The following is a 14,826-nucleotide window of genomic DNA, read 5'->3' on the forward strand; positions in this document are numbered from 1 at the left end:
CATACAGAAGCATTTCACGGCGTGTGGGCGGGAGGAGAAGTGGGACAAGCGAATGGGTGATGGGCAGTTAAACACCTGACGGAGTGGCCTAGGCCAGGTCAGGACGGGGTAGCAACGCCGATATATAGCTCGGCTAGAATGTGGCTATAGATGCAGACACTGCCCCTATCGTTGCCTCTTCACAGAAACTTCACAATAAAAAAAGGCCGCCGTTGCAGCGGCGGCCTTTTTGAGGAGAGGTCAGGCCTCTATTCACTCACATTGATCTGGATGTTGCGGCGGGCTTTGCTGCCTTTCGAGTCTTTGGTAGTCGGAACATCCAACATCCGCCGGTACTTGTCGGCCAAGGTATCAGACTGCTTTTTGCCGTTCACTTTCATGCCCTCGTCATTGAGCTGAAACTGAAAGGCTTTCTCACTGGCGCCCAGCAGGCCATCCTTGCGTAACTCCGCGCGAATTTCGTCGGAGTCAAGGCGGGGTGGCGCTGGAGGTGCGGGCGGGGCAGGCACACCGGGGGCACCTGGTGCGCCGGGGGCAGCAGGGGCAGCAGGGGCAGCAGGGGCAGCGGGTGCTGCTGGCGCGGGCGGAACCGGCGGCACGGGTGGCGTCATTGCTCGCGGGGCCCGGGGTGGCCTAGGCGGCGCGGGTGCATCGCCGTAGCTCGTGCTGCTGTTGCTGTTTGTGTTGCGGGTAATGTTGTAAGAACCCTTGCTCAGCTTATTGCCCGTTTGGGCCTCCACTAGCTTCAGGTACTTTGCGTGCAAGGCAGCCGACTGCTTCTTACCATTCACAACCAGCTCCGTGCTATTGAGCTTGAACTGGAAGTTGCCATCGTCCTCAATGAGACCATCCTTGAGTAGCTCCCGGCGCAGGGCTTCGTCGCCACCGTTGCGGGTGCTGCTACTCAGGCGGGCCGTTCCCCGTGCGGTGGTCTCACGTTCTACCCGCTCGGTCTCGCGATGAGCTGCTTCGGTTTCCCGGTGGGCGGCCTCCGTCTCGCGGTGGGCGGCTGCCAGTTGCCGCTCCAGGGCAGTTATCTCCTGGCCTAGCCGCGTGGCTTCCTTCTGATTCTTCTGCTTGTAGGCCGCATCGCGCTGGCGGTCTAGCTCACTGATCCGGCGGGCCATGTCGCCTTCCCGTCGAGCCTTGTCGCTTTCGCGCCGCGCTAGGTCACTTTCTCTGCGGGCGGCGTCGGCTACGCGGCGGGTAGTTTCGCCGTCTTCCAAGCGGAACACATTCCCGCTCAGCACCCGGAAGTTGCCGTTGGGTGCTCTGAGCTCCTCAAACTGCCGGCTCTCATCGCTGCCCTCCCGTAGGCGGTCTTCCAACTCTTCGCGCTGGTCACGGAGCTTGTCCAATGATTTTTCCAGCCGCGCCAGTTCTTCCTCAGAGGTAGTATTGCGCTGCGCTTCTTGCAGGTTCCGCTCAGCCTGAGCCAAGGCCCGGCGCGTAGTGCGCTCCAGCTCACTGCGGTCGATGTTAAACGTGAGGGCTTTCAGCTCCGGATTAACACGCCACAACTGGGTTCCTACCTCTGCCTGCCGACGAATCCGGCTTAAATCAGCCTCGCTCATACCACCTCTGGGCATGGTAAATACACGGGAGAAATTATCATTGAAGCGGAAATCAGCCCCCGGAGTGGTGCTCCACACCTGGCCGTTGGGCCCCACCCGAATTACCTCCACGTCCTGAGTCTTCTTCTTCTTGCTTTTCTTATCAGCGGAGGCTGTTTCTACTCGCCGACCATCCACGTACAAATCTGTCAGGCGGCCTTTCTTGTCTTTCTCAATAACGACGGAGCCGTTGCGGCGGGCACCTTCCTGCACCACTACTACATGCTTGGCACGCTTGCGACGCTTTTTATCCTTGTCGTCATCATCGTCCTGCATGGCGGGCGCCCCCTCAGCTTCGTCCACTATTTCCAGGGCATCCTCGGCCTCCTCAGCATCATCGGCATCCACTACCACCGGTGGTACCAGACTGGTATCGGGTTCTGCTTGCAGGAACGGTAGCTTGCTGAGGGCGCCATCCTGGTTGTCGGGGCTCACTGGCCTAGGGTCAGCAATAGCCACCGCCGAAGTCAGGAGCACCATCCCGCCCAATACCACGCAGGCGGCCATAAAGCCTTCGGAGAACGTGGGCGCCGTGCGCCCTTGTACTAGGCGCTTGATGCGGCCCAGCACGGAGCCATCGGGCCCCAGCGCCGACATTGCTAATTGAGCCGGAGCGGCTGGCACGGCGCTTAGCTCGGCCAGGGCGGCCAGGGCGCGGGCCACCGTGAGGGGGTTGCCGCCTACCATGGTGGTGGCCATATCGTCGCAGCAGTTTTCGCGCTCAGTGCGCAGGCAAGCCGTCAGGAACCACACCGCCGGATGGTAGAAGAACAGCGTTTCGGCCACCGACTGCAGCAGGTTCACCAGGTAGTCGCGGCGCGCTACGTGAGCCAGCTCGTGGGCCAGAATGGCCTCCAGGTAGGTTTGGTTCAGGCCCGTAACGGTGCCCAGGGGCAGCAGCACTACCGGCCGCAAGTGGCCTACCACCACCGGCACCCGCACCAGCGCCGACTCTAACAACTCAACCGGCTGCTGCAAACCGGCCCGACTAGCAAGGACACTCAGGCGCTGCTGCCACTCTTCAGCCAGGGGCTGCACCCGGTAGCGGCGCAGGCGCTGCACGTAGGCCAGTCCGCCGAGTAAGCGCAGGGTCATAGCCAACAGGCCTAGCAACCAAGCGGCCACCAATACGGGCAAATTCTGATCAAAGTAAGTCAGCCAAGCCTGCAAGCCAGCCGGAGCCGGGGATGCTGCCGGAGCTACTGCGGCTAGCGCTGCCGAGGCCTTTGTAGCAGGCACTACGCTTGCCACTGCTTGTTGAGCCGGGGCCGCTGTTGTGCTAGGGGCATCTGCCACAACAGTTTCAGTTGTTACAGCGGCAACATTCTGCTGCTCAGCACGAGCGGCGGCGTAATATCGCCCAAACGTGATTGTAGCCAGCACGAGCAGAGCCACGAGGGCTGCGGCCGCCGTGTTGTAGCGCACCACCGCCCGGTGCCGCTGCAATAGCAGCAACAGGCCCGCCAGCGCCAGCGCAACCACCGCGCCTTGCCACAACGAGTGCACTAAGGTCCAGCCCAGAGCGCGGATGAGCGCGGGCGGCATGAGTTGTTCGAGCCAGTTCATAGGGCTTCGTCGGTTGAGGGTGGGGTGGTGTCGTTCTTAATCTCGATGTCGTTGAGCAAGCGTCGGATCTGCTGGAGCTCTTCCTGGGAGGTGCGGCGGTTGCCAAGGGCCTGCATTACCAGCTTCATCGCCGAGCCGCCGAAGGTTGATTCCACGAAACGGTCGAGCAGCAGGCCTTGGGTTTCCTCCTCGCGCACGGCCGCCCGGTAGATGTGAGTCTTGCTCTCGTCGTCGCGGAATACCAAGGTTTTCTCCAGCATCAGTTGCAGCAGCTTGAGCGTGGTGGTGTACCCTACATCGCGCTTTTTGCTGAGCTCATCATTCACGAACCGGACAGTGCTGGGGCCGTGCTGCCAGAGCACCTGCAGAATTTCCAGTTCAGATTCAGTAGGTTTGGGAGCGGGTAACTTGTTCATATGCGGGCTGTTTATCCTACGAATTAGTTCGTACATCAAACATATACGAAGGATGTAGTACATACAACTATAATCTACGATTTATTTCGTACAATATTTAATAACGCAACCTATCCAACTCACTATCACAACACTACAGCCATAATATAGGCATTCGTAAGCTGATACCTCGGTTGTTTAAGCCAACACGTCATCCTGAGCGTGCGCAGGATCTTATCAGATGGCAACGACAGGCCTAGTGGCTTGTGCTCCCGGGAGAAGATCCTGCGCACGCTCAGAATGACGTGCTTTTGTGGTAGGCAGCGTGATGCAGCGGGCCCCCGATGCGGTGCGGGTGTCAGAACGCTCCTAGGCCTCTCCCCTACCCTTTGCCGCCCTGCCGGTCGTCGTTCTGAATGGTCTTGCGGTTTTTGGCGGGCGCCGAGTCCATCTTGCCGAACTGCCAGTTGAAGCTCAGGCGCACGGCGCGGTTGTAGCCGTAATTCACGTCCTGGGAGACGAACACTCCCTCCTGCTCCAGCGTGGCCGCGTAGCGGATGGTGCGGGCGAAGGGATTTTCAACGGCCAGGGAAAGGCTGCCTTTCTTATCAAACAGCTCCTTCTTCACCGACAGGGTATGCCACACGTTGCCATTGGTACGGCCCTGCAAAAACACCCGGGGCGAGTTGACGTACACCGCCGCCTGTGCGCTCAAGCCGTGCTCAAAGGTCCAGGCAGAAGTGAGGTTGCCGTTATAAATCCAGCCTTCATTGCCGATGCCCAACGCGGCACTTTTCACCGACAGGTAGTAGCCATTTACGCTTCCGTTCAGAGTCCACTTGTCGGTGAGCTTGGTAGAGCCGTACAGGTTGAGGCCGTAGGTGGCGCGCCGGGCTACGTTCTGCGGCCGCGTGAAAAAGATAGTAGCATTCGAGGTGTCGCCGGGAATGAGCTGGCTGGCGGGCACGTTGCTGGCGAAGGGCTGAAATGCGTTGTTGGTTTGGCGCCAGTAACCCGAAATGTTCAGGGTAGTTTTCTTGATGGTAGTGCTGTAGCCGAGCTCGTAGGCATCGGTCAGCTCGGCCGTCAGGTTCGGGTTGCCGGAGCTGGCCACGCGCCGGTTGCTCACGTCGAGGTAGGGGTTGAGCATGTAGATAGAAGGCCGCTGCAGACGCCGCGCGTAGCTCAGCTTAAGCTTTTGCTCCTTCTCTTTCCCAAAATCACGGGAAATAGTCAGCGTCGGGATGATATTGGTGTAGCGCTGCCGCACCGTGGTGCTGCTCGATAGAAAGTCACCGTTTACGCGGGTGTGCTCCACGCGGGCTCCGGCCTTGATGCTGTAATTCTGGGGCAGACTGAAGCCGTAGGTGCCGTAGGCCGCAAACACGTTCTGGTCGTAGCGGAACTCGTTGGAGCGGGCGGGCACAAACACCAAGCCGCGGCCGTTGAGGCTGTCGGCTTCAATGCGATAGCCGCTCTGCTCGTTGCGCAGAATGGTTTTCGCCCCCAGCTCCAGCAGGTTCGTGCTATCAATGGGCTGGGTGTAGTCGAGCTGCAGGGTGGTTTCACGGCTGCGCCGTTTGTTGCGGCTGGTTTCCAGGTAGTCTAGGCCAGTCTCGGGGCGGGTTTGCTCAAGGTTGTAGGCGCTGGTATTGGCGGAGCGGCTCTGCAGGGCCAGCAGGCTCAGCTCCTGCTTGGGTTTAAAAGTGTGGGTGTAACCACCGTTCAGATTCAGCTCGGGCCACCAGTTGGGGCCCCACGGCCGCCGAATATCCCGCGTAAACTGATCGATGGTTTGCGGCGCCACGTAGCTCGACCGGATCGTTTGGGTGCCCGTGGAGTGGTAGAGGTCGGTGTAGATACCCACGTTCAGGGCATCCTTTTCGGTCAGGTCATAATCAAAGCCCAACCGCCCGTAGATGCCCCCGCCACTGTTGCGGCCCTCCCGCTGCTGGAGCAGCCGGGCCGTTTGGCCTTCGCCCAGAAAGTCGGTGCGGTCAACGCTGCCCCGGTTGGGGTTATAATGGGCGTAGGAGCCCAGTTCGGGCGAGATACCCAGCTTACCCTGCCGGATGCTGAGGCTGCTGTTGAAGTTGCTGTTGCGCGTTCCCGCCGACATGTTTACGGAGCCCGTTACGCCGGCCAGGTCGTTCTTTTTCAGAATAATATTGATTACGCCGCCCGTACCTTCCGCATCATACTTGGCCGAGGGCGAGGTAATAACTTCCACTGACTTCACCTTGTCGGCAGGCAGGCGGCGGAGGGCATCGGCTACGCTGCTGGCCAGAATAGAGCTGGGCTTGCCATTGATGAGCACCCGCACGCTGGTGGAGCCGCGCAGCTCCACGTTGCCATCGGCATCCACAGTGAGCAGGGGCACTTTGCGCAGCATTTCGGCGGCCGTGGCACCCGCATTGCTGATGTCCTTCTCGGCGTTATAGACAATGCGGTCGGCGCGGGTTTCAACCAGTTCCTTCTGCCCCACCACCTGTACCTCCCCCAGCTGCTGAGCGGAAGGCGCCAGCAGCAACTGGCCTAGCGACACCGTGGTGGCTCCTACGGTCACCTTTTCTACGGTTTTAGTCGCGAAACCCACAAAACTCACCGTCACCTTGTACTCTCCCGCTGCTAATTTATCCAGCACAAAAGCGCCTTTGTCGTCGCAGGTGGCACCGGTAATGGGTGTAGAGCTGGCCAGGCTTAGCAGTGCTACTGTGGCAAACTCCACCGGCTGCTTTGTAGTAGCGTTGAGCACCGTACCCGTTAAGCGGCCTGTGCCAGTTGCAGATACCGTTTGGGCCTGCAGCGTGCAGATGCTGCTCAGAAGCGCCCATAACAAGAGTGTATAACGAAGCATATCAAGGAGTTAAGCAAGCTGAAAAGGAAAATATAAAGGCACGTAACAGCCTGGCTATCAACTCAGCGAGCAATAGCAAAAGGCAACGAAGAAATAGGTAAGGGGCCGCAAGAGTAGCCCGGAGTGGCCTAGGCCACCTGGCAATAGTTGTTACTGATTTGTATAGCGCTCAGGCCCGAATACCAAAGCGCACTGCACACACAGGATCTTTCAGACTGCTCAGCTCGCTAGCGGGATGGAGCTGAGCCCTTCATTACTACGAATCATTTCGTACTACAAACATATAGCGGTATCTGTATAAATGCAATAAAATCTACGAAATATTTCGTTTATCATTTTGTTACTCATTATCAGCACACTACCCATAACCTGGTCTCTATAATTCATTGTCACCTTATTCTTCTCAAGCCCACCTATCACAGTTCCTATCACTACTACCTTCAGCTCCATCTAGGCCTCTCCCTGCCTCTTGGCTGGGCGAAGGATAGGCCTAGCTATCACTCAGCTTGCTCCTTACTTCCGCTTCCGGAAATACACATCGCCACTCACTGACTCGAGCCGCACGGCGGGGCCGCTCCCGCTGCCCAACGTACCGCGCACCTGGTAGCCCACAATGGGGTTGTCTTTGCGATTAACGAAAGCTATATCTTGATCAGTATATACTTCACCAGTAATAGTTTTGAATGCCACATCGGCACTCTCTTTGGCAGGCCAGTTTACATCCACAAAGCCGCTGATGGATTTCACGTCTAGCGGGGCCGTGAGGCCGTTTACCTCAATATTGCCGCTGATGGTATTCACGCGCACCGACACGCCGGCGGGTACGGCCACATCTACTTCCATTTTCAGGCAAATGCCCCCGCCGGTTGCCTGGCCGTTGCGCCAGTTGCCGCCCCAGCGGGTAGCGCCTTCGCCATCGGGGCAATTAGTTAGCTGGCTGGTTTGCACCAGCTTTTCGTCTAGGTTTGAGGTGACGGTAAGGCCCTCCGCCGCTTTGCTAGAAGTGAGCGTGATTGCCTCGTTCAGCTGTCCGCCGTTGATGGTGACGGTGGCACGCAGTACCATCTCTGAGCCGCTGGCCGGATGGATTTTTATAGCCGTGGCGTGTTTCAGCTCCAGGTTCAGGCGCTGCCCGGAGGTCAGGGTGGCCTTTTGTTCGAGTACTTTTTGGGCGTAAGCTCCCAGGCTGCTCAGTCCGAGCAGGACCGACAGCAACAGCAAGAAACGAAACATGGGGTAGGAAGTAGAGAGGTGAAAGAATAGGTAGTGGCCTAGGATGCGCTATTTGGCTTTGCGCACGTACACGTCGCCGCTCACGTTTTTCAGTGATATAGAAGTACCGCCACCATTAATGGCACCGTTGAGCGTTTGGCCCCCAATCTGGGTCAGGCCGTTGCTGTTGGCGGGTTTGGGCAAGGCTATGTCAAAATCAGTGTATACCTCGCCCGAGATGGTGCGCATCATCAGCGTGGCCTTGGTGGCTGTGGGGAGGGCCACATCAATGGCGCCGCTGATGTTGGTAATGGCGCTTGGCCCATTACCCAGGGTATTGTAACGCACGGTAATGTCGCCGCTGGTGCTGTTGGCCACTACGGGGCCGGCCACGTTCAGCAGCTTGGCATCCGAGCTTTTCATCATCACTTCTAGCTTACCCTGCAGGTTTTGCAGCACCACATTGCCCCCGCTCCACTGCATTTCCCGGTACACCACATCAGCCGAGCGCGGCACCCGAATAGTGTAGTGTCCATCCTGCCGCGAAGCCTTAACAATGCGCACCGTGTTGGCCTCTTTCGTCACGGCCAAGCCCATGCGGGTGTTATCTACGGCTGAGTTATACACGGCACGCAAGCCTTCGGCGCGCTTGGGCGGCTCTTCGGCTTTGTCGCCTTTGATGATTAGCTCATCACCGTCGTAGCCTTCCACGGTCACTTCACTGCCGTGCTGCATTTCAATCACCACTTTGCGGTCGTTGCCGCTGAGCTTGGTGCGGTATTCCTGCGCCTTAGCGGCGGAGCCGGCTAACAGCAGGCTGAAGAAAAGAAGAAATCTATGCTTTTTCATAAGAAGAGTCAGTTGCAGATAGGCCTAGTAAGACTGGCAGGAGCCGCGGACTCCAGTAGTCGAACTACTACCTAATCAGAAAAAAGAGAAGGTTAAATCAGGATATTAATGCCCTGGCGAGCCTGGTCGCGCACGGCGGGCAAGGCATCGGGGCGTTGTGAGAGGCGTTTGAGCTGCGGCACGGCTTGCTTATCGCGCAGCTTCACGAGGAGCTCGATGAGGGTAATCTGCACGTTGGGGTCGGTTTGCACGGGCAGAGCCTGAATCAGGGCCGGCGCTACCAGCGAGTCGGCCCGCAGGCGGTAGAGGGCTTCGGCGGCCGCCAAGCGCACGTTGGGGTTAGGGTCGGCGTTGAGGGTATTGATGAGCACCAGCACGGTAGGGTCGCCGGGGCGGGAGTTGCCGGAAGCTTCGCTCACCAGCTCAATGCGGTGGCTGGCCGTAGCGGGCTGCTGCGTAGCGGCCGTGAGCCGGGCAGCCAGTTGCTGGGCATCAGCGGCGGGTGTAACAGCAGCCATTTCTGGAGCAGCTGGCTGGCGCAGCAACAACCCGAACACCGTACCTACCGCTAGCAGCGCTATACTAGCCGCAATGCGCAGCCACATCACAGTGTTCGAGGCCGCGGTAGCACCAGTGGTTGGGTGAAGGGGTAGTACTTTAGCTTCGTGCGCCTTGGCTTGGCTGCTGGTAGGCAGCTTCGCTTTTTCCGCGGCTAGCATAGCCTGGAAGTCGTCGCGCAGACCCATGGGAGGCAGCACGGGCGGCAGGTCGTCGAGGGCGGTAAGTAGGGTGCTGTATTGAGCGGCTTTTTCCTGGCACGCTGGGCACTGCGCCAAGTGGGTGGCTACCTGGGCCCGCTCGGCAGGCGGCAGGGTGCGGGCGGCATAGTCCACCAGCAACGGCTCCAGGTCGGAGCAGTCGGGTGGGGTGGGCAAATGGTTTTCGGTAGGTAACATGACTAAGTAGTCGGAAAATCAGCTGAAGTAAATTTTACGCAGGGCCTCCAGGGCTCGGTGCGCTTTCACGCGGGCTGCTCCTTCTGAGCAGCCCAGCATCTCCCCTATCTCGGCATAATCGAAACCCTGGAAGCGGTGCAGCACCAGAATTTCGCGCTGGGCTGAGGGCAGCAGGGCCATGGCTTCCTGTACATCCTGGCCTTCGTAGGAGGCCTCTACCCCGGCCATGGCGGCGCGGCGTAGGGTGGGCGTCCGCTCGGCTTCTTCTAGGTCGCCGGCCGGTACGTGGTGCTTCTTCCAGTGGTCGGCGTACACGTTGCGGGCCAGCTGGTAAATCCACGCCTTGAACGGGTGAGTAGACTGGTAGCTGGTGCGGTATTTCAGGATGCGCAGAAACACGTTCTGCACTAAATCCTGGGCGGTGTCTCGGTCGTTGGTCAACCGAAGCAAAAAGCCAAACAGCAGCCCTTGGTAGCGCTCAAACAGCGTGGATAGCTGGTCGAGGTCGTTGTCACGGACTTGCTCCATCAGGGTTTCGTCGCTGGGGCTTTGCACGGGGTAGAAAGAGCTATTTGCGGGAGAGTTATGAGGAGTACCACCCGATTTACCATTCGTTACAGAGGTAGGAAAATATTTTTGTCTCTCCCAAAAACAGCAGCGGCTCCGCAGTGCCATGCACCACGAAGCCGCTGCTGTTTTTGCACCTGCTTAAAGCAAACAGAATGCATTACACCCGCACGTCATCCTGACGCAGGAAGAATCTACTCACGCATGGACTGCTTGTTCTAGGCCAGTCGTTCTATCGTGGTAAGATCCTTCCTGCGTCAGGATGACGTGCGGGTGTATTAGGTTATTATTGCAATGTCAGCAGGCAAGATGTTTCGACAAGCTCGACATGACGTTCCTTTTAGCTCTTTACCTATCCCAAACGACTCGTTCAGGTGTGATAAGACCCTTCGGCGCCGCTTGATGCACGGAATGCTCAGGATGACGTGTGTTTGTGATTCCCTAGTCAAATGGCCGCGCTTCAACTGGCCTAGGACCGCCGCCGTTCCAGCGTTACGCGGGCGCGGTAGCAGATACCACCCAGCGGCGGGTTGAACTTCGAGACGCTGATACGTACGCCCTCGATGTAGGGAAACTCCTCCATGACCCGGTCCATTACGCGGTGGCCTAGGTGCTCCAGGAGGCGAGCCGGGGCCAGCATCTCTTCGGTTACCACGCGGTAGAGCACCTCGTAGTTTACCGTTTCGTGCAGCTTGTCGGAAGCACCAGCGGCGTGCAGGTCGGTGTCGATGTATAAGTCAACCCCGTACTTGTTGCCGATTTTCTGCTCTTCATCATAGTATCCGTGAAAAGCAAAAAACTCCATTCCTTCCAGTGCAATCTGACCCATGTGGTGAATTTGTGAGGTGTGAATTTGGGAAGCGCGCTAGTGGCCTAGTTGGCTGTTTTTCCCGGTTACAAAACAACGAAGCCTACCGGAAAGGTAGGCTTCGAGGGGAGCAAGTGACGCAGAACGATTGATTTCCGCGTCGTCAGGCTTGTGTTAGATTTCGTCGAAGAAAGACTTCTCGCTCAGCGTAGCGGCAGCCGCCATGCCTGGGTGGCCCGGGTGCGTAGCCGGAGAAGGCTGAGCAATTTCGGGGTGGTTAGGGGTTACGGGCTGAATATCGGGAGCGATGGGGTCTACCTGGGGCGCCATTGGGTCGGGCACGTGCGATGGCGCGATGGGGTCAACGTGGGGGCCAGGCGAGATGCCAGGGTTTTCGCGGGGCGCGCCGGGACGGTCAATCTCTGGGCCGGGCGTTTGGGCTGGGGCGCCGGGGTCGGGCTGCTGGCCGGGCTTGGGGTTGTAGGCGCCGGGCTGGGCCACTACGGGCCGCGGCTCGGCTACTGCTGCTGAACCACCGAAAGAAGCGGCCGTGCCGCCCGCAACGGCAGCAACAGATGAGGTAGTAGAAAGAGTAGTATGCATGGCAGCGTCTTGTTTAGGTGAGTCGTCGGCGGGTTGCGAACGATTCACTTTTACGCTAGCTGCACGGGAAAGGATGGCGGCCGTGCTGGCTTTAGGCCGGGCTTTTGCTTTTTCTACTTTATCAAGGGCATCAGAAGCCAGGCGGTGCAGGTCACCTACCAAGCCTTCCAGTACGTTCTCCAGGCGCTGGCATTCCTGGCCTAGGCCATTCACTTCCTTCTGCATATCAGCAATGGCGCGCTCAGCTTGCTGGTAAGCGTCATCTACCACGGTGCGGGCTTTCTGGCGCGCATCGTTCAACAGTTGCTCAGCCTGCAGTTGGGCCTCCCGGATGCGCAGCTGGGCGTCGCGCTGGGCCTGCTCGGTGATGCTGTTGCCGGTATCTTCGGCGGTTTTAAGGGTGCGGTAAAGGCTGGTTTCCACCTCCCGCATTTTGCTTACCTCGTGCGTAGCGTGTTCGAGCTTCAAACGCAAATCCCGGTTTTCGTCGCCCATCCGCTCCCACTGCTGAGAAAGCGTGAGCAAGAAGGCTTGTACTTCATCCTTATCAAGGCCGCGGAAGGCCTTTTCAAAGGTTTTCTGCCGGATATCGAGAGCGGTAATTTTCATGGGTGGTACTACAGATTAGGTATTGAGTAGCCAGGAACCGGGTACGGGAAGCAGGACGGCTACGGGTAGTGGCCTAGGCCACCATTGCCTCCTTTTTCTCACTACTCACTACTAAGCTCCCAGACCGCGAGGCTGCGGTCGTCGCTACACGAAACTAGCCTATTCTGCCTTCCCGGCCAAAATAACTTGTTTACGGAGGTACCATGGCCAGCGTGCCGGGCTCGGTCAAGTACCCGCAACAGTGTGAGCGTGGCCGCGTCCCAGAGCTTGATGCTTTTGTCCATGCTGCAGGTGGCGAAGTACTGCCCATCGGGCGAGAAAGCCACATGGTTGATGGTGAACATGTGGGCTACCACACTGGCCGCGGGCTGGTAGCCGGCGGCCACGTCCCAGGTGCGCAGGTGGGCATCGCGGCCGGCCGTGAACAGGGTGCGGCCATCAGGGGTGTAGGCCAGGGTAAATACCGAGTTGGTGGCGCCTTCCAGCACTTGCTTTACCTGCAGCGAGTCAGCATCCAGTATCCGCACCAGCCAATCGGAGCCGCCTACGGCCAGTTCCCCACGCTCCTCGTGCAGCGCCAGGCAGCGCAGGCTTTTATCGGAAAGCTTGAGCAGTTGCTCTACTTTAAAGTCGGTGGCCCGCAACACCGCCAGGGTGCCGTCGCCGAGGGCAAGGTAGAGCCGCTGCCGCGCCTCAGAGTACACCATATCAAAAATGGCGGCGGGAGGCAAGGCGGTGGCGTAGGCCAGTTTCTTCTCCTGCAGATCAATGGCTTGTAGCCCTTGGAAGTTGTGGCCTAGGAGTAGCAAGTTCCGCTCGGGCAGGTGCAGCAAAGCGTACACGCTGTTTTCTACTTTCGCCACTAGCTCACCATCGCGCTCCGGATGCTCAGCGCTCCAGGCCGCTACCAGCCCATCGGCTCCGGCGGAATAAAACACCTCCTGCCTGGGCGTGCCGGCCAGCGCGTACACGCAGTCGCGGTGCCCGGTGAGGGAGGCTATTTTCTGAACTTGGGGGCGGTGAATGGAAGACAAGGGGGTGATGAGATAATGGAGTGATGGGTGAAGAGGAAACAAAGGTACGGTTGTCATTGCGAGGACGAAGGACATTCCGGCATCAAGCGGCGTCAATCTTTCCTTGGCACAGTTGAGTCCTAAACGACGAGAGATACGCTAGGCCACCTGTCAAGACTTTCTGGAGATGAATTAACTGGAAGCAGCTGAAAACGCATTAGCGGTATTGTCTTCTGAGTGCTTGGTTCTGCTCGTACTGACGGCCGTACCTTTACTTCATTCCTTATCCTCTTCTCACTTCATCGCCTCCACTTGCCTTTACACTCCATCACTCCGGTATCGCAAACGGCCGTGCTAGGCCTCTGGCAGCTCACCGAGTCAATCCCCGGTTTGTGGGACCTGCTTCCGGCGCAACCGCACTACCTCGCCCGCTACCCCGATGGGCGCGACGAACTGCGCGCTCGGCAGTGGCTGGCGGGGCGGGTGCTGGCGCATCAGTTGCTACGCGAGGTGAACGATGCTCCCGCTACGGTGCACAACGACCCCAATGGCCGCCCCTATTTTGCGGAGCTGCCTGGCCTAGGCCTATCTATTTCACATTCTGGTGAGTGGGTAGCCGTGTTATTGGACCCGCGCGGGGCGGTTGGCACAGATATTGAGCTAGTAAGAACCAAAGCGCAACAGTTGGCTCCGCGGTTTCTATCGGAAACGGAACGGGCCGACGCCGGCGACGATGCAGTTAAATACAGTCTCTACTGGAGTGCCAAGGAGACGCTTTACAAGCTGCACAGCCGCCGGGGCTTGGTGTTTAAAGAGCAACTATTGCTCGAACCGTTTGGGCTGCGAGAGGCCGGTGTGTTGACGGGACACCTGCTCCTCGAAAACTCTCGCAGCCAACACCAGATCCATTACCAGCGCTTACATCCGGATTACGTCCTAACTTACGCTCTCGGTGAAATGGTGAATTTGTGAAGTGGTGAGTTGCTGTTCTACTGGCCTACTTAGCTCTCGTTGCGCAGAAAGTGCCGCCAACACATCAAATTCACACCTTTACTCCTTCACAACCTCACCTCTCCTGCATGTCTCTTCGTCGAATCTCCATCATCACTGCAGCGGCCCTGCTTTTCTGTACCGTGGCAGTAAGTGTAGCCCGGGCTCAGGGCAGCCGTTCGGTTTCTGATTTTAGCCTCAAGAACAGCGCCAATACGGAAGTAGCCCTCAAGAGCTACGCGGATCGGAAGGCAATTGTGGTAGTATTCGTGAACCCCAACTGCGCTTTCTCGCGCCTGTACCAAAACCGCCTGAGCACCCTCGCTTCGGGCTACAACGGCCGGGGTGTGGAGTTCCTGTTCATTGATACGCCCATCAACCTGGAAGCCAGTGCTGATGGCAACACTGCCGAAAAGCTCAAAATCAAGACTACGGGCGGCGCCGACATTCCGCTGCTAGTGGATGAAGGCCAGAAGGTAAGCGCCATGCTGGGTGCCACAAAAACGCCGGAATCCATCTTGCTGCAACCCGTAGGCGACGGGTTTGCCGTCCGCTACAAAGGTGCCATTGATGATAACGCGCAAGTAGAAAGCTACGTGAAGGAGCGCTACCTCCAGCAGGCCCTCGACAACATATTGGCCGGCCGCCCCGCCGGCGTCGCCGACAAACGAGCAGCAGGCTGCCTGATCAAGCAAAACTAGGCCAGTCCTATTTTCGGATTAGCCCAACCATAGAAACAAAAAAGCCCCCTGCAGTATGCAGGAAGCTTTTTGTTTGTGTAGTTAACT

Annotated in this window: 12 protein-coding genes; 2 read left to right on the top strand and 10 right to left on the bottom strand. The window is 58.3% G+C overall.

All coding sequences use genetic code 11. From position 1 onward, the window contains the following. Positions 1–248 precede the first annotated feature (248 nt). The 10 genes from EU557_RS18640 to EU557_RS18685 all read right to left on the bottom strand — a co-directional run bounded on the left by EU557_RS18640 (position 249) and on the right by EU557_RS18685 (position 13,069). The gene (locus EU557_RS18640) at positions 249–3,179 is read right to left on the bottom strand and encodes a M56 family metallopeptidase (RefSeq protein WP_135531980.1); all 2,931 of its coding nucleotides are present in this window, start codon (positions 3,177–3,179) and stop codon (positions 249–251) included. Then, positions 3,176–3,595, bottom strand: a complete 420-nt coding sequence (locus EU557_RS18645) for a BlaI/MecI/CopY family transcriptional regulator (RefSeq protein WP_135531981.1) — start codon at positions 3,593–3,595, stop codon at positions 3,176–3,178. The genes EU557_RS18640 and EU557_RS18645 overlap by 4 nt, the downstream gene beginning before the upstream one ends. Before the next feature lie 361 nt (positions 3,596–3,956). Then, positions 3,957–6,431, bottom strand: coding sequence for a TonB-dependent receptor (locus EU557_RS18650; RefSeq protein ID WP_135531982.1), 2,475 nt, complete (start codon positions 6,429–6,431; stop codon positions 3,957–3,959). 513 nt (positions 6,432–6,944) lie between these two features. Beyond that, the gene (locus EU557_RS18655; RefSeq protein ID WP_135531983.1) at positions 6,945–7,664 is read right to left on the bottom strand and encodes a DUF4097 family beta strand repeat-containing protein; all 720 of its coding nucleotides are present in this window, start codon (positions 7,662–7,664) and stop codon (positions 6,945–6,947) included. 48 nt (positions 7,665–7,712) lie between these two features. After that, positions 7,713–8,492 (bottom strand): DUF4097 family beta strand repeat-containing protein, encoded by a 780-nt coding sequence (locus tag EU557_RS18660; protein ID WP_135531984.1) that lies wholly within the window; start codon positions 8,490–8,492, stop codon positions 7,713–7,715. Between the two features lie 92 nt (positions 8,493–8,584). After that, positions 8,585–9,448, bottom strand: coding sequence for a HEAT repeat domain-containing protein (locus EU557_RS18665; RefSeq protein WP_135531985.1), 864 nt, complete (start codon positions 9,446–9,448; stop codon positions 8,585–8,587). Positions 9,449–9,466: 18 nt separating this feature from the next. Further along, positions 9,467–10,003 (bottom strand): RNA polymerase sigma factor, encoded by a 537-nt coding sequence (locus tag EU557_RS18670; protein WP_167855270.1) that lies wholly within the window; start codon positions 10,001–10,003, stop codon positions 9,467–9,469. A 481-nt stretch (positions 10,004–10,484) separates the two neighbouring features. Further along, positions 10,485–10,844: a dihydroneopterin aldolase gene (gene folB, locus EU557_RS18675; protein WP_135531987.1), complete on the bottom strand. Its 360-nt coding sequence runs from the start codon at positions 10,842–10,844 to the stop codon at positions 10,485–10,487. Between the two features lie 153 nt (positions 10,845–10,997). After that, on the bottom strand, positions 10,998–12,035 hold the full coding sequence (locus EU557_RS18680; RefSeq protein ID WP_135531988.1) for a DivIVA domain-containing protein: 1,038 nt from the start codon (positions 12,033–12,035) through the stop codon (positions 10,998–11,000). A 101-nt stretch (positions 12,036–12,136) separates the two neighbouring features. After that, entirely contained in the window at positions 12,137–13,069 is a 933-nt protein-coding gene (locus EU557_RS18685; protein ID WP_245326320.1) for a WD40 repeat domain-containing protein, read from the bottom strand. A 291-nt stretch (positions 13,070–13,360) separates the two neighbouring features. Between EU557_RS18685 and EU557_RS18690 the strand changes: the two genes are divergently transcribed. Then, a complete protein-coding gene (locus tag EU557_RS18690) occupies positions 13,361–14,020 on the top strand; it encodes a 4'-phosphopantetheinyl transferase family protein (RefSeq protein WP_167855271.1) in 660 nt (219 codons plus the stop codon). Between the two features lie 107 nt (positions 14,021–14,127). After that, on the top strand, positions 14,128–14,739 hold the full coding sequence (locus EU557_RS18695; protein ID WP_135531991.1) for a redoxin domain-containing protein: 612 nt from the start codon (positions 14,128–14,130) through the stop codon (positions 14,737–14,739). Positions 14,740–14,826 lie beyond the last annotated feature (87 nt).

The sequence above is a fragment of the Hymenobacter wooponensis genome, assembly GCF_004745865.1.
Lineage (GTDB): Bacteria > Bacteroidota > Bacteroidia > Cytophagales > Hymenobacteraceae > Hymenobacter > Hymenobacter wooponensis.

Bases quoted from the DNA above. Each gene is read 5' to 3' on its own strand.
- EU557_RS18645 (WP_135531981.1), bottom strand. From the start codon at position 3,595: ATGAACAAGTTACCCGCTCCCAAACCTACTGAATCTGAACTGGAAATT.
- EU557_RS18665 (WP_135531985.1), bottom strand. From the start codon at position 9,448: ATGTTACCTACCGAAAACCATTTGCCCACCCCACCCGACTGCTCCGAC.
- EU557_RS18695 (WP_135531991.1), top strand. From the start codon at position 14,128: ATGTCTCTTCGTCGAATCTCCATCATCACTGCAGCGGCCCTGCTTTTC.
- folB (WP_135531987.1), bottom strand. From the start codon at position 10,844: ATGGGTCAGATTGCACTGGAAGGAATGGAGTTTTTTGCTTTTCACGGA.
- EU557_RS18680 (WP_135531988.1), bottom strand. From the start codon at position 12,035: ATGAAAATTACCGCTCTCGATATCCGGCAGAAAACCTTTGAAAAGGCC.
- EU557_RS18660 (WP_135531984.1), bottom strand. From the start codon at position 8,492: ATGAAAAAGCATAGATTTCTTCTTTTCTTCAGCCTGCTGTTAGCCGGC.
- EU557_RS18650 (WP_135531982.1), bottom strand. From the start codon at position 6,431: ATGCTTCGTTATACACTCTTGTTATGGGCGCTTCTGAGCAGCATCTGC.
- EU557_RS18655 (WP_135531983.1), bottom strand. From the start codon at position 7,664: ATGTTTCGTTTCTTGCTGTTGCTGTCGGTCCTGCTCGGACTGAGCAGC.
- EU557_RS18640 (WP_135531980.1), bottom strand. From the start codon at position 3,179: ATGAACTGGCTCGAACAACTCATGCCGCCCGCGCTCATCCGCGCTCTG.